The organism is Pigmentiphaga kullae (assembly GCF_004216695.1).
GTDB classification, from domain to species: Bacteria; Pseudomonadota; Gammaproteobacteria; order Burkholderiales; family Burkholderiaceae_B; genus Pigmentiphaga; species Pigmentiphaga kullae.
Window position 1 is genome coordinate 344,912 of record NZ_SGXC01000001.1, and the last position, 14,326, is coordinate 359,237.

16 protein-coding genes are annotated in these 14,326 nt (G+C 67.0%); 3 read left to right on the top strand and 13 right to left on the bottom strand.

The annotated features are described in order from the left end of the window. Window positions 1-182: 182 nt before the first annotated feature. Window positions 183-884, bottom strand: coding sequence for a hypothetical protein (locus EV675_RS01705; protein ID WP_130355704.1), 702 nt, complete (start codon window positions 882-884; stop codon window positions 183-185). Between the two features lie 262 nt (window positions 885-1,146). Here EV675_RS01705 and rpoH point away from each other — a divergent pair, with 262 nt between their 5' ends. Continuing rightward, entirely contained in the window at window positions 1,147-2,061 is a 915-nt protein-coding gene (rpoH, locus tag EV675_RS01710) for an RNA polymerase sigma factor RpoH (protein ID WP_130355705.1), read from the top strand. Window positions 2,062-2,748: 687 nt separating this feature from the next. Here the strand turns inward: rpoH and EV675_RS01715 are convergent. The 5 genes from EV675_RS01715 to EV675_RS01735 are packed head-to-tail and all read right to left on the bottom strand — an operon-like array spanning window position 2,749 to window position 6,716. Then, window positions 2,749-3,348 (bottom strand): SCO family protein, encoded by a 600-nt coding sequence (locus tag EV675_RS01715; protein ID WP_130355706.1) that lies wholly within the window; start codon window positions 3,346-3,348, stop codon window positions 2,749-2,751. A gap of 7 nt (window positions 3,349-3,355) precedes the next feature. After that, window positions 3,356-4,240, bottom strand: a complete 885-nt coding sequence (cyoE, locus tag EV675_RS01720; RefSeq protein ID WP_130355707.1) for a heme o synthase — start codon at window positions 4,238-4,240, stop codon at window positions 3,356-3,358. Between the two features lie 15 nt (window positions 4,241-4,255). Continuing rightward, the gene (locus EV675_RS01725) at window positions 4,256-5,305 is read right to left on the bottom strand and encodes a COX15/CtaA family protein (RefSeq protein ID WP_130355708.1); all 1,050 of its coding nucleotides are present in this window, start codon (window positions 5,303-5,305) and stop codon (window positions 4,256-4,258) included. 9 nt (window positions 5,306-5,314) lie between these two features. Then, window positions 5,315-5,959: an SCO family protein gene (locus EV675_RS01730; RefSeq protein WP_242621301.1), complete on the bottom strand. Its 645-nt coding sequence runs from the start codon at window positions 5,957-5,959 to the stop codon at window positions 5,315-5,317. Next, a complete protein-coding gene (locus EV675_RS01735; RefSeq protein ID WP_130355709.1) occupies window positions 5,931-6,716 on the bottom strand; it encodes an SURF1 family protein in 786 nt (261 codons plus the stop codon). Before EV675_RS01735 ends, EV675_RS01730 begins: the two co-directional genes overlap by 29 nt. Before the next feature lie 93 nt (window positions 6,717-6,809). Here EV675_RS01735 and EV675_RS01740 point away from each other — a divergent pair, with 93 nt between their 5' ends. Further along, window positions 6,810-7,010: a twin transmembrane helix small protein gene (locus tag EV675_RS01740; protein WP_130355710.1), complete on the top strand. Its 201-nt coding sequence runs from the start codon at window positions 6,810-6,812 to the stop codon at window positions 7,008-7,010. A gap of 417 nt (window positions 7,011-7,427) precedes the next feature. Here the strand turns inward: EV675_RS01740 and EV675_RS01745 are convergent, their stop codons facing one another. From EV675_RS01745 to EV675_RS01770, 7 genes are all read right to left on the bottom strand, one after another. Continuing rightward, a complete protein-coding gene (locus EV675_RS01745) occupies window positions 7,428-8,303 on the bottom strand; it encodes a cytochrome c oxidase subunit 3 (RefSeq protein WP_130355711.1) in 876 nt (291 codons plus the stop codon). A 73-nt stretch (window positions 8,304-8,376) separates the two neighbouring features. Beyond that, complete coding sequence (locus EV675_RS01750) at window positions 8,377-8,592, bottom strand: DUF2970 domain-containing protein (RefSeq protein WP_087838631.1); 216 nt, start codon at window positions 8,590-8,592, stop codon at window positions 8,377-8,379. Continuing rightward, window positions 8,589-9,188 (bottom strand): cytochrome c oxidase assembly protein, encoded by a 600-nt coding sequence (locus EV675_RS01755; RefSeq protein ID WP_130355712.1) that lies wholly within the window; start codon window positions 9,186-9,188, stop codon window positions 8,589-8,591. The genes EV675_RS01750 and EV675_RS01755 overlap by 4 nt, the downstream gene beginning before the upstream one ends. A gap of 25 nt (window positions 9,189-9,213) precedes the next feature. Beyond that, entirely contained in the window at window positions 9,214-9,324 is a 111-nt protein-coding gene (locus EV675_RS29905; RefSeq protein WP_238160194.1) for a cytochrome oxidase small assembly protein, read from the bottom strand. Continuing rightward, complete coding sequence (ctaD, locus tag EV675_RS01760; protein WP_130355713.1) at window positions 9,325-10,926, bottom strand: cytochrome c oxidase subunit I; 1,602 nt, start codon at window positions 10,924-10,926, stop codon at window positions 9,325-9,327. Window positions 10,927-11,038: 112 nt separating this feature from the next. After that, window positions 11,039-12,199 (bottom strand): cytochrome c oxidase subunit II, encoded by a 1,161-nt coding sequence (coxB, locus tag EV675_RS01765; RefSeq protein ID WP_130355714.1) that lies wholly within the window; start codon window positions 12,197-12,199, stop codon window positions 11,039-11,041. 188 nt (window positions 12,200-12,387) lie between these two features. After that, complete coding sequence (locus EV675_RS01770) at window positions 12,388-13,335, bottom strand: methyltransferase domain-containing protein (RefSeq protein ID WP_130355715.1); 948 nt, start codon at window positions 13,333-13,335, stop codon at window positions 12,388-12,390. Between the two features lie 101 nt (window positions 13,336-13,436). On the opposite strand from EV675_RS01770, the gene EV675_RS01775 reads away from it, so the two are divergent. Then, the gene (locus EV675_RS01775; RefSeq protein ID WP_242621302.1) at window positions 13,437-14,237 is read left to right on the top strand and encodes a ComF family protein; all 801 of its coding nucleotides are present in this window, start codon (window positions 13,437-13,439) and stop codon (window positions 14,235-14,237) included. The last annotated feature ends 89 nt before the right edge of the window (window positions 14,238-14,326 follow it).

A 14,326-nucleotide genomic window follows, 5' to 3' on the forward strand; every position in this document is an offset into this window, starting at 1 on the left:
GTGCCGGGCACGAATCCGGGGTACTGGACATCGGGATTCCGAACCCGGCGCGCGCACGGGGGCCGCGCCGGGGGAATCGACGATACTGCGGCGCACCAGGGGCTGCAAGAAAAATAAATAGGGGAACGTCCCCAATTATTATCCAGGCTACAAATCGAGGAAATTAAATTGGGGTCGCACCATTACCGTGCGTTTTCGCCCTCGGCCTTGGGTTGCTTGCGCGGCCTTCCCCGCTTGCTTGCGGCGGCCCGCCGGCTGCTGGTGCCCTCCAGCGACTGCACGAAGGCCGGACCACCCAGGGCCCATTGGCCATATAGCGCCTGCTCGATGCGCAGCGCCGTGGACGGCGCCACGCCTTCGGCCATCCGGGCGCGGTAGTTGGCCTGACGGTCGAACGGCGTGTTGCCGCAGGCCCAGTAGTCGGCGTGGTCATGCAGCATGCCGGCCGATGCGGCACCCATATGCGCCGGGGCCGAAGACCATCGCCACAGCTCCGCATCGCCCGCCAGCCCTTGACGCAGCGGGACGGTCTCGAGCCAGATCAGACCGGGCAGCACCCAGGCTCCCGGCTCGACCAGGGTGGAGCGGAAGCGGCCGGCGAAGACCCTTCCTATATGCAGCCGGGCCGCCAGGCGACGCCCCAGGGACTGGATCACGGCCGAGATCCCTCCTGGACCGGTGGGGGTGGCCAGGAGCAGCAACTGGTCAAAGGTAAGCGCCCACCCATGCACCGCCACCCCGTGCTGCCTGGCATCCGCCTCCACCCACGCCGCGACCTGGTCCAGCATGGCGCCGCCGTCGCCTCCCGCCGACAAGGGCACCGTGAAACGGGCCTGGGCGAGGTGGGGAAGATCCGGGGCGTACAGACGGGGGAGACGGGCCATTTCTAGGGACGCATCAATATCGAAGGTCGAAAAATGCAGGTTTCCGCGAACGATACGCCGATTTCATGGTCTATGCAGTATGAAACCCTGATCATCCGCCTACCCCTGGCCTTCCGTCGGTCGCCCTGACGCCGGCCCGGCCGGGTTAGACCGCCGTGCTGCAACGCACAGCGATCGATTCGCTTTATCGCACCCATCAAAAACACCCATTAGCACTCTTTGTTCGAGAGTGCTAACCTTCAGACATGGAGGTAAGCCGTTTATGAAACGTTCGTCGAATCAGTCCAACGTCCTCGCACCCGCCACAAGCGGTCCGGGCGCGCTGGCCCTGGCCATCGCCAACCCGGGCGCCCTTGGAACGATCGAAGCCTATATCGGTGCCGTCAACCGGCTGCCGGTGCTGACGGCCGAGCAGGAACACGAGCTGGCCCAGCGCTATCAGGAAAAGCAGGATCTGAACGCCGCCCGCGAACTGGTGCTGTCGCACCTGCGTCTGGTGGTGGCCATCGCCCGCCAGTACCTGGGCTATGGGCTGCCGCACGCCGACCTGATCCAGGAAGGCAACGTCGGCCTGATGAAGGCCGTCAAGCGCTTCGACCCCAACCGCGGCGTGCGGCTGGTGTCCTTCGCCATCCACTGGGTCAAGGCCGAGATTCACGAGTACATCCTGAAGAACTGGCGCCTGGTCAAGGTGGCGACCACCAAGGCCCAGCGCAAGCTGTTCTTCAACCTGCGCAGCCTGAAGCCGGACTCGCATGCGCTGACGCCGGAACAGGTCGAGGAAATCGCCGCCAGCCTGAACGTGCGGCCGCAGGACGTGACCGAGATGGAAGTGCGCCTGTACGGGCAGGACATGGCCCTGGAAGGCCGTGGCACCGATGACGGCGAAAACGATTTCGCCCCCATCGCCTACCTGTCGGACGAAGGCCAGCAAGAGCCCAGCGCCATCCTGGAAGAACGCCGCCGCGACGAACTGCACGGCAGCGGACTCCTGCAGGCCCTGGAAAGCCTGGACGAACGGTCGCGCCGCATCATCGAGGCGCGCTGGCTGAAGGACGAGGGCGGCGCCACGCTGCAGGAACTCGCGGACGAGTTCGGCGTGTCCGCCGAGCGCATCCGCCAGATCGAGGCACGCGCCATGACCAAGATGCGCGGCGCACTGGCCGAGTACGCCTGACCCCGCAGGCAGCGGCCAGGGCGACACGAGCCCGAGGGCGGATTCCGGAGCACCGGATCCGCCCTTTTGCTTGGGCGCGACAACCGTCACACGAAGTTACAGAATTGGCGGAAATTTACGTGGAAACACGGGTGGCGGGTGAACTTCCGCGCATGGATTCGGACTAACCGTCAGGTGGGACACGCTTTGGGTGCAACGCCCTCGTGTCGGAATGTCGGGCTTCCCCCCGCTCGATGTTTCTTCCGGTGCAGTCTGCCGGTACCAGCCGATACGTCCGCCTCTGCTTTTCTCCTCCCTCCCCCCCACTTGAGGCGGATATTCACGGGACACTTCGGTGTCCCGTTTTTTTTACGCTCCCCCCTACGCGCTGACGCGCGCCCCCCAGGGGGCGATGCGGGTGGACCGGCGGAGCCGGATCCACCGCATCCTGGGTCTAGTGGGACCCTCATGGGTCGTAGCGCGGTTGCTATCGCTGGCTGCCAGCGGTAGCAACAGTGATTCAGTCCAAGATAGTTTCCCTAGATCCAGGAAACCGCGGATCTGGCTCCGCCAGTCCGCCGGTTTCGCCCCCCTGGGCCCGGCGCCGGGCCGCCCCAAGGCGGGCCCAGGCTCCCTCGGGGGGCTGCCGCGTAGCGGCTGGGGGCTCACCATTCTGGGCCCGCGTCAGCGGGTAGGGGGGGCTTCCCTCTACAACAGCTGACGAATGTCGCTGGTCAAGGCGTCGGCGCCGGCATTGTGGCGGGCGAACAGGCGCAGGTGGCCTTCGGGGTCGTAGATGTAGACGCCGGCCGTGTGGTCCATGGTGTAGGAGCCGGGCTCCTTGCCGGGCACCTTGGCGTAGAACACCTTGAAGGACTTGGCCACGCGGGCGGTGGCGTCGGCGTCGCCGCGCAACCCCAGGAAGCTGGGATCGAACTGGGTCACGTAGGCGCGCAGGATTTCGGGCGTGTCGCGCTCGGGGTCCACGGTCACGAATGCCACCTGGAGCCGGTCGCCGTCCTTGCCCAGGCTATTCTTGACCTGCACGAATTCGGCCAGCGCGGTCGGGCAGACGTCGGGGCATTGCACGAAGCCGAAGAACACCACCAGGACCTTGCCCTTGAAATCCTGTAGCGTGCGCGGCTGGCCGTTGAAATCCGTCAGCGACAGATCGGTGCCCAGGTCCGACCCGCTGACATCCGTGCTGTTGAACGAAGGCTTCTTCTCGCAAGCCGCCAACATTGCCGCCGCCACGGCGACAGCGCCGGCGCGCAGGACGAAACGGCGGGAAACACCAAACTCGGCCATGACTACCTCACATCCAGTGGTCGACCAGCAGCGCCGCGAACAGCAGCGACAGATACAGGATCGAATAGCGGAACAGGCGCCGCGCCAGCTCGTCGCTGTAGTGGCGGTAGAGCTTCCAGGCATAGCCCACGAACACCAGGCCCAGGGCCACGGCGCTGGCCAGGTAGACCAGGCCGCTCATGCGGATGACGTAGGGCAGCAGCGTGGTGGCGAACAGCGCCACGGAATACAGCAGGATGTGCAGCCGCGTGAGCTTCTGGCCGTGCGTAACGGGCAGCATGGGCAGGCCGGCGTTTTCGTAGTCCTTGGTGCGATACAGCGCCAGGGCCCAGAAATGGGGCGGCGTCCAGATGAAGATGATCAGCACCAGCAGCCAGGCCTCGGCCGGGACGCTGTCGGCCACGGCGGCCCAGCCCAGCGCGGGCGGCATGGCGCCGGACAGGCCGCCGATGACGATGTTCTGCGGCGTGCGGGGCTTCAGGATGACGGTATAGATGATGGCATAGCCGACGAAGGTGGCGAAGGTCAGCCACATGGTCAGCGGATTGACCAGGGTGTAGAGCACCGTCATGCCCAGGCCGCCGACCACGCCCGACATGGCGATGATCTGCAGCGCGCCGATGTCGCCCCGGGCGGTGGGCCGGTGGGCCGTGCGGGCCATGCGCGCGTCGACCTGCTCTTCGATCAGGCAGTTGATGGCAAACGCGGCCGCCGCCAGCAGCCAGATGCCTATCGTCGCCGCGATCACCGTCCGCCACGGCGGCACCGCGGGGGTGGCCAGGAACATGCCGATGACCGCGCAGAAAACGGCAAGCTGGCTGACGCGAGGCTTGGTCAGCACCCAATATTGCCGAAGACGCAGACTGACGGTAGACACAGTAATGCTTTCCATGAGGATTCCCGAACTTCAGTAGGCCCTCGCGCCGTTCGCCGGCGCGTGGCGGGCCCGTCCCAGCCTGACCAGCAGCGTCACGCACAGGATGGTCAGGACGGCTGCCCCGCCGTTATGCAACACGGCGATCACTATAGGCCATTGCAGGAAAATGCTGGTCAGCCCGGTCAGCAGTTGCACCACGAGCATGGCCAGCAGCGCTCGCGACGGCCCCTGCAGGCCTTCGTAGCGGCGCAGCCTGAACGCCAGCGCGCCCAGATAGATCAGGACCACGAACGCGAAATTGCGGTGCGTCCAGTGGATGGCGGTGAGCGCGCTTTGCGAGATGATCTCGCCCGAGGGCAGTTCGCCCAGCCCGCGCACGATCGAATAGCCGCCGTGGAAGTCCATGTCCGGCAGCCACTGTCCGTGACAGGTCGGGAAATCCATGCAGGCCAGCGCCGCGTAGTTCGTGCTGACCCACCCGCCCAGCGCCAGCTGCGTATACAGCAGCGCCAGGCCGACCGCCACGTACTTCAGCCAACGTCCTGCTTCCGGCACGATATCCGGCAGCACCGTCTGCCTGGCCGACAGCCAGGTCAGCAGCGCCAGCAGGCTGATGCCGCCCAGCAGGTGGGCGGTGACCACGGCCGGCATCAGCTGATGCGTGACGGTCCAGGCGCCGAAGGCTCCCTGCAGGCAGACCGCCGGCAGGATCACCGTGGCCAGCCAGGGAGATTGCGCCAGTGCCTTGCGGTGGCGCCAGGCCATGAACACGATGCCGATGATCAGCATGCCCAGCAGGGTGCCCGCGTAGCGGTGGATCATCTCTATCCAGGCCTTGGATAGTGTAACCGGTCCCTCGGGCATGGCCGTCGCGGCGGCGTGGATGTCGAGGCGCGCGCCGATGGGAGACGCATTGCCGTAGCAGCCCGGCCAGTCGGGGCAGCCCAGGCCGGAATCGGTCAGCCGCACGAAGGCGCCGAACATGATCAGGTCGAAGGTCAGGAACATCGTGATCGCCACCAGCCTGGCGTAGCGGGCGCGGATCCGGGAGCTTCCCTGGTCGAGGCGTTGCGTGTCCATGGTCCCGCCCTAGCCGATGCGCGAAGCGTGCAGCAGCTTGCCGATGTCCTCGCGCAGGCGCAGGGGGTCGGGATTCTCGGGGAAGCGCAGCATCAGGTTGTTGCGGGGGTCGATCAGCCAGATGTGCTGGCCGAGCGCGGCGGGCGTGGCGTCGACGCCGGATGGCAGCGCAAGGAAACGCCCCACCTGCTCGGCCCGCGCCCGGACCATGTGGGTGCCTTCGTAGGCGCGGATGACCATGGTCGGCACGGGCTCGTCGTCCAGGATCAGCCAAACGCGCTCGATCCGGCCCACGTTCTTGCCCGTGCTGGCATGCGTCTGCCGCATGATGTAGAGCTTCTTGGCGCATTCGTCGCCGCAGTCGCCGCCGTGCGCGGCCACCATGACCCACTTGCCGTTCAGGCTGCGCAGGTCGAACGGGGTGCCGTCCAGATCCGTCAATTGCAGTTGTTCGGCCGGCGGAACCGGTCGCTGCGGCTCGACCAGGTCGCCGTAGTTCGTACCGGCGCTGCCCGGGCGCCATTCCAGGAAATAGACCAGCGCGGCCGCCAGCACAGGCGCGGCGCAGACCGCCAGCACCGCGTACAGGGCGAACAGCGAGCGCCGGGGCCGGGCGGCGGCGCCGCTAGCGTTTCGGGCGGAGGACTCGGACAAGGATGACTCCAAAGGCGATGGCGGCGATGGCCGCGAACGAAAACCACTGCAACGCATAGCCGCGGTGCGTGTCTATATTGGTAGGCGGACCGGCCCAGTCGCGGACCAGCCCGTCCGGCGCATCGCCGGTCTGCTCAAGCACGGCGGGCAGCAGGACCACGCCCGCGGCCTTGGCGTAGGTGCCCAGCTCCAGGTTCTGCACCCGGGGGGGCGCGCCCGGCCAGCCGGGCAGGCTCGATGCCAATTCGTCGCGCTTGCGCCCGCTCAAGGCCGGCAGCTCGAACAGGCGGGGCACGCGCGGGACGAGCTCGCCCCGCACCGTGACCGGCCCGGTCGGCGTACGTACGGTTACCGGGGCATCCGGCACCGGACGCGGCAGCCAGCCCCGCAGCACGGCCACGGCCTGCCGGCCCTCGTCGTCGAACGCCAGCGGCGTCACGACCCAGAACCCCGGCCGGCCGTCCGCCATGCGATTGTCCAGCAGCACCGTCCGATCGGCCAGCCAGTGGCCGGAGGCCTGGGCCGAGCGCCAGGGAATCAGGTCATCGGCCGCGCGGTCCGGCCCCAGCGCCAGCGGCGGCAGGGTGCGGCCCGCTTCGAGGGCGGCCAGCGTGGCCGCTTTCTCGTCGGCCCGCCCGAGTTGCCAGCGGCCCAGCGCGACCGTGACCGCCACCGTGGCGGCCAGCAGCACCAGGGCCAGCGGGACCGACCCGCCCCCAGCACGCCTGCGGACGGCCGCCGGGAGGGGCGCCGGCATGCCGGCAGGATCGGAGACCGAGCGTTTCATGCGGCGGAAGAAGCGCACGGCAGCGCGCGGACTGCCATAATCGCGGGCTGGAGGAGAGATTCGATGCGCATCATAGTAGGCATAGCCTTCGTCGGCATTCTGTACAGCTTGGGTTCCGCCCTGATCTACCTGATGAGGGATACCGGCAATAGCAAGCGTATGGTCTATGCGCTGACGGCCCGGATCGGCCTGTCGGTGCTGTTGTTCCTGTTCGTGCTGTTCGCCCATTGGATGGGCTGGATCCAGAGCACCGGCCTGCGTTGACCGGCCCGCGCCAGACGGCGCGGCATCTGGACGGCCCCGACGACTCCGAGGGGCTAGCCCCCGTCTGGCCCACCGGAAGGCCCCAGCCTGCTAGTGTGCCAGCGCCCCTCCCACCCCGGAAGCGGCCAACTGTCGCAGGCCGCGCAAGGGCAGATCCACGCTCCCTCACACACCCGCCCCCCCATTCCAGGGCACCGCGGATCCGGCTTTGCCGGTCCGCCGGTGCCGCCCCCTTGAGGGGGAGCGGCCAACGGCCGCTTGGGGGTGGGCTTCCCTTCCGGTCCGCCAGTGCCGCCCCTACGGGGCCCGGCGCCGGGCCGCCCCAAGGCGGGCCCCGGCCCCCCCGGGGGGCTGCCGCGTAGCGGCTGGGGGCTCACCATGCTGGGCGCGCGTAAGCGCGTAGGGGGGACCTCCCTTCTAGAACCAGTAGACGAAGAGGTACAGGCCCAGCCAGACCACGTCGACGAAGTGCCAGTACCAGGCGGCGCCTTCAAAGCCGAAATGGTGGGTGGCCGTGAAATCGCCCCGGATCAGGCGGCGCAGCATCACCGCCAGCATCAGCGCCCCCATGGTGACGTGGAAACCGTGGAAACCCGTCAGCATGTAGAAGGTGGAGCCGAAGGCGCCCGAGGTGAGCTTGAGGTTCAGCTCGGTGTAGGCGTGGAAGTATTCATAGGCCTGGAAGCCCATGAAGGTCGCGCCCAGCAGGATGGTGATGAACAGCCACAGCGCGGCCTTGGTGCGGTTGCTGGCCAGCAGCGCATGATGCGAGATGGTCAGCGTCACGCCCGAGGTCAGCAGCAGGGCCGTGTTGATGGTGGGGATCCAGAAGGGCCCCATCGCGGTGAAGGGCTCGATGGTGCCGGCCGGGCCGGTATTGGGCCAGGCGCCGGCGAAATCGGGCCACAGCACCATGCGGGTGTCCAGGTCGGACAGCCAGGGCGTCGTGATCGCACGGGCATAGAACAGCGCGCCGAAGAAGGCCGCGAAGAACATGACCTCGGAGAAGATGAACCAGCTCATGCTCCAGCGGTACGAGACGTCGACGCGCTTGCTGTAGAGCCCGCCGGTGGATTCGGCGATGGCGTCGCCGAACCAGCGGTAGAGCACGAAGAGGAAGCCGAGTACGCCGGCCAGCACGAACCATGGGCCGACGCTCACGCTATTGACCCACAGGGCCATGCCCAGCAGGAAGAACAGCAGTGCCAGGCTGGCCGTGGCGGGATGCACGGATGGAGCCGGCACGAAATAGTACGGCGCCTCCTTGCCCGAAACCGAGTGACTTGCACTCATCTCAACTCTCCTTCGCGAATTCCACAAAACCGCACATGATTCGGAGACGGCCTTTCCGGCCGTCTTTGTTCTTCTAGCCGACGACCGTCCTGACGATCAGCAGCAGCACTACCACAAACACCACCGCCATCACGACACCGGCGATGATGACGTAGATCGGATTGAGCTTGGCGGCGTCGTTGCGGTAGTCCGCTCCGCGCCGCAAGCCGGTGAAGGACCACAGCACCGCGCCCAGGGTCTGGAAGAAATTGAGTTTGCGGCCGGCCGCCGATTTCAGGTCGTCGCTCAACTCTTGTCTCCGGACTGGGCGGCGGGCCGCGCGTCGGCGGCCGGCGCTCCCACCTCGAAGAACGTATACGACAGCGTAATCGTATGCACGTCCTTCGGCAGCTTGGGGTCCACCACGAACACCACCGGGAACTGGCGCGTCTCGCGCGCCTTCAGGTCCTGCTGGGAAAAGCAGAAGCATTCCAGCTTCTTGAAATACTGGCCGGCCAGCATGGGCGCATAGCTGGGGATGGCCTGCCCCGCCATTTCGCGGTCCTGCTGGTTGGCGATCTCGTAGACGATGGTCGCCAGCTCGCCCGGATTGACGTCCATGGACGACTGCACCGGACGGAACCGCCACGGACCGTGGATGTTCGCGTCGAACACGATCTTGACGGTGCGGCTGGTGTCGACCTGCGTATTGCGCGCGAAGGCGGCGGCATCGGCATCGACCTTGGTCAACACGTTGATGCCGGTTACCTCGCAAATGGCGCGGTACATCGGAACCAGTGCATAGCCGAAGCCGAACATCATCGCGATGATGACGGCCAGCTTGCCCAGCATCCGACGGTTGTCGGATGCCGGCTTGGCGGGTTGCCTGGAGTCGGGAGGCGTCATGGGGGCACCTGCGACACGTATCGGGTCAGCCGAGGAAGACCTTGCGCAGGATCACCGCCAGGAAAAAAGCGGCGACCAGAGCTGCGAGTGCAAGGCCCGTGCGCCGGTTGCGGCGGCGCTGCTCGGACGTGACCATCTACTTGACCTGGGGCGGCGTTTCGAACGAATGGTACGGCGCCGGCGAAGGAAGGGTCCATTCCAGGCCGCCGTCCTCGGCGCCCCAGGGATTGGCGGGAGCGGGCTCGCCATGGCCCCGGTAGGCCTTCAGCACGACGTACAGGAACAGCAGTTGCGACAGGCCGAACCAGAAGGCGCCGATGGTGGCGATCTGGTGGAAGTCGGTGAACTGGGCGGCGTAGTCCGCATAGCGGCGGGGCATGCCGGCCAGGCCCAGGAAGTGCATCGGGAAGAAGGTGACGTTGAACGAGATCAGCGACGACCAGAAGTGGATCTTGCCCAGCTTCTCGTCGTACATCACGCCCGTCCACTTGGGCAGCCAGTAGTAGGTGCCGCCGAACAGCGCGAACAGCGAACCGGCCACCAGCACGTAGTGGAAGTGCGCCACCACGTAGTAGGTGTCCTGCACCTGGATGTCGATGGGCGCGACGGCCAGGATCAGGCCGGTGAAGCCGCCCATCGTGAACACGAAGATGAAGCCGATCGCGAACAGCATCGGCGTCTCGAAGGTCATGGAGCCGCGCCACATGGTGGCCAGCCAGTTGAAGATCTTCACGCCGGTGGGCACCGCGATCAGCATGGTCGCGTACATGAAGAAGAGCTGGCCGGTGACGGGCATGCCGGTCGTGAACATGTGGTGGGCCCACACGATGAACGACAGGATGGCGATCGAGGCCGTGGCGTACACCATGGAGGCATAGCCGAACAGGCGCTTGCGGGCGAACACCGGGACGATGGCCGACACGATGCCGAACGCCGGCAGGATCATGATGTAGACCTCGGGGTGCCCGAAGAACCAGAAGATGTGCTGGTACATGACCGGGTCGCCGCCGCCGGCCGCGTTGAAGAACGAGGTGCCGAAGTGGCGGTCGGTCAGCACCATGGTGATCGCGCCGGCCAGCACGGGCATCACGGCGATCAGCAGGTAGGCGGTGATGAGCCAGGTCCAGCAGAACAGCGGCATCTTCATCAACGTCATGCCGGGCGCGCGCATGTTCAGGATGGTCACGATGATGTTGATCGAGCCCATGATGGACGAGGCGCCCATGATGTGGACCGCGAAGATCGCGAAGTCCATGCCCGGTCCCATCTGGACCGACAGCGGCGCGTACAGCGTCCAGCCCGCGGCGGTGGCGCCGCCGGGCACGAAGAACGAGACCGTCAGCAGGATGGCGGCCACGGGCAGCAGCCAGAAGCTGAAGTTGTTCATCCGCGCGAAGGCCATGTCCGAGGCGCCGATCTGCAGCGGGATCATCCAGTTCGCGAAACCCACGAAGGCCGGCATGATCGCGCCGAACACCATGATCAGGCCGTGCATGGTGGTGAACTGGTTGAACAGCTCGGGCTGGAAGAACTGGATGCCCGGCTCGAACAGCTCGGTGCGCAGCAGCAGCGCGAGCAGTCCGCCTTCCAGCAGCATCGTGAAGGAAAAGATCAGGTACATCGTACCGATATCTTTGTGGTTCGTGGCGAACAGCCAACGCCGCCAGCCAGTCGGATGACCGTGGGCGTGGTCGTCATGATCGTGCCCGTGGGCGTGATCGATCGCGGTGCTGCTCATGATGGCTCCTTGCTGCTCCGTACTGCTGTCTTCGCTATCGTGACGAAGGCGCTCAATATGTGAAAACTGAACCGGTACTGCATGGCCGCCCGCCGGGGGCGGCCGCGCGTCCTTAACGGGCCGACTTCACATCGGCGGGCTGCACGACGGGATCCTGGCCCTTGCCCGCGTTGCTCCAGGCATGGCGGGTGTAGGTGATGGCCGCGGCGATCTCGACGTCGGACAAGTGCGCGAACGAGGCCATGGCGGTGCCGGGACGGCCCTTCAGCAAGGTTTCGATCTGCTTGTCCTTGGGGCCCAGTACGGTCGGGTCGGCGTCCAGCGCGGGGAAGGTGCCCGGCACGCCCTTGCCGTTGGCCTGGTGACAGGCCACGCAATTGGACGCGAACACCTTTTCGCCGCGGGTCTTCAGTTCGTCGGCCGTCCAGGTCTTGTTGGGATCGTCGGCTTGCGCGGCCAGCTTGGCCTTCTGCTCCTCGACCCACTTACTATAGTCTTCCTGGGACACGACCTTCACGACGATGGGCATGAAGGCGTGGTCCTTGCCGCACAGTTCCGCGCACTGGCCGCGGAATTCACCGGTTTTCTCGGCACGGAACCAGGTGTCGCGCACGAAGCCGGGAATGGCATCCTGCTTGACGCCGAAGGCCGGCACCATCCAGGCGTGGATGACGTCGTTGGCGGTGGTGATGACGCGGACCTTCTTGTTGACCGGCACGACCAGGGGATTGTCGACCTCGATCAGGTAGTTGTCGCCCTTGGGCTCGGTACCGTTGCGCTGCTCGATCGGGGTGGACAGGTTGGACAGGAAGGAGATGCCCTCGCCTTCGCCGTTCAGGTAGTCGTAGCCCCATTTCCACTGGTAGCCGGTGGCCTTCACGGTCAGGTCGGCATTGGACGTGTCCTTCATCGCGACCACCGTCTTGGTGGCCGGCAGAGCCATGCCGATGACGATCAGGAACGGAATCACGGTCCAGGCGACTTCGACGCCTATGCTCTCGTGGAACGACGCGGGCTTGGCCCCGCGCGACTTGCGGTGCGCCCAGATGGAATAGAACATCACCGCGAACACGGCGATGAAGATGACCATACAGATGGCCAGCATCATCCAGTGCAGCCATTCGATCTGCGCCGCGATGCTGGTGACAGGCTCGTGCAGATTGAGCTGATTGACTTTCGGGCCGCCCACGCTGTCGTTGACGGCAAATGCTGCGTTGCCGGCCAGCATGCTGGCCATCAACGCCCCCAACGACCCACCCAACCACTTCTTCATGTCCGACCTCGAAGAACAGCGTTTAGTGTTATTCAGGCAGCCGACACCGTGCGCAGCTTGCGCGGGCCCCCACCGCCACAAAACTCCTCACCATGCGCCCTGGAAATAATTATGTTGCCAGCGCATAGAATCGCAGGATTATACGGGGTGCCAGACAGGACCAGCAACCCGAGGCGCTTTGAGCAGGCTCAGCGCACCCCGCCGCGGCCTATGGACGAGACCGGAATATGCGTCTGGCCAGGGGCCGACCGGTACGACGCGGCCCGCCACGCATGGCCGTACGCGACCTCGGCCGTCAGGCGGATCAGGCCGTCCGGCCCGCGTCCGGCCTCGATGGCCTCGACCAGCCGGGCGCGCCACGCCGGCGTGGCCAGGCCCCGCCTGCGGCCCCGCGCCGGATTGCCGCCCAGCCGCCCCACGTCGTCGAGCAGGCTGTCGGCGTGCCGGTAGGTGAAGGTGAGCACCTCCTGGTCCATGACCGGGTCCGCGAAGCCGTTCTCGATCAGCAGGTCGCCGAAGTCGTGCATGTCGACGAACCCGGGCGTGGCCGTATCCAGGCCGGCCCGCGCCACCGCTTCGCGCAGCTCGCGGAACGTCGCGGGCCCCAGGCAGCTGAACATCGCCAGCCCGCCCACGCGCAGCAGGCGGCGCCATTCGGCCAGCACCGCGTGCGGTTCGGGGTGCCAGTGCAGCGCCATGTTGGACCAGACCAGGTCCAGCGACTCGGGCGGCAGGCCCGTGGCGGCCATGTCGGCCTGGACGAACGCCGGCAGCGGCGGCGCGCCGCGGCCGGCCAGCTTGAGCGCGGAATGGCGCAGGCGGGCGCCCATCGACGAAGGAAGGTGCAGCCGGCGCGCATGGGCCAGCACGGCCGCGCTCAGGTCCACGCCGGTGTAGGCGGCCGCGGGATAACGCGCCTGGAGGCGCTCCAGCGCCGCGCCGGCGCCGCAACCCGCGTCCAGCATGGCCTTGGGCGCCAGCCGGATGTATTCCAGGCGCTCGAACATGCGGGCGCCGATCTCGCCGTACAGGAACTGCGCGGCCTCCAGGTCGCCCCGGCGTCCGAACTGCAGCGCGACGTGCTCGCGCGCCAGCGGCAGCGTCGGCAGGCGTTCTGGATGGGAGCTTTCTGTCATTGCAACACGCACGAAAATCCAAGGAATTCCTAAACTGCGGCGCAAAGCGCCCGGACGCGGCGGCCGCGTCCACCCTCCATGATGCCACCGACAGGTTTTTCATGCCCGGACCCTCTCCCATGCCGCGCTGGCGGCACCTGGCGGCGCGCCTGCGCGCGCTCGTGCCGTCCGACTGCCCTTTGTGCGCCGGCCGCAGCCAGGGCGGCATGCTGTGCGCCGCCTGCGAGGACGCCGTCTGCCGGACCGCCCGCAACCCGCCGGACCTGGGCCTGCCGTGGCGCTGCGCCCGCTGCGCGCTGCCCCTGCCGGAACACGACACCGCCTGCCCCGACTGCGACGGACTCGCGCCCGCGTTCTCGCGCACCATCATTGCCTTCGACTACGCGCCGCCGGCCGACGCCCTGGTGCTGCAATTGAAGAACGGCCGCCGCTACGGCCGGGCCGACCTGCTGGGCAACCTGCTGGCCGAAGCCGTGCGCCACCAGGCGCAGCCCCTGGAACCCGGAACCGTAGTGGTTCCCATTCCGGCCTCGTCCGCCTCGTTGCGGCGTCGCGGTTTCAATCCCGCCGCCGAGATCGCCCGCGCCCTGGGCCGCGACCTGGGGCTGCCGGTGCGCCACGACCTGCTGCGCCGCAGCCGCGAACAGGCCAAGCAGAGCGGCCTGGGGCGCCTGGGCAGGCGCGAGGCGGTGCGGGGGCTGTATGCTTGCGCGCCGCAGGCCCGCGGGCTGCGCGTCGGGCTGGTGGACGACGTCATGACCACGGGCAGCACCCTGCACGCGGCGGCGGCCGCGCTGCGGATGGCCGGGGCCGCCTCGGTGGTCGCATTGGCCGTGGCGCGCACCCCAGGGCAATTCCCAGCCGGTTTGCGCGCAAGGCCACGGGCAGAATGTCGAAACTGAGGCAACAAACGATTTCGATCGATTTCAAACCGGGGCTTCTTGTCAACACATTGCGCCGCAACTGGAATACCTTAGAGGGCGCCGCGAAC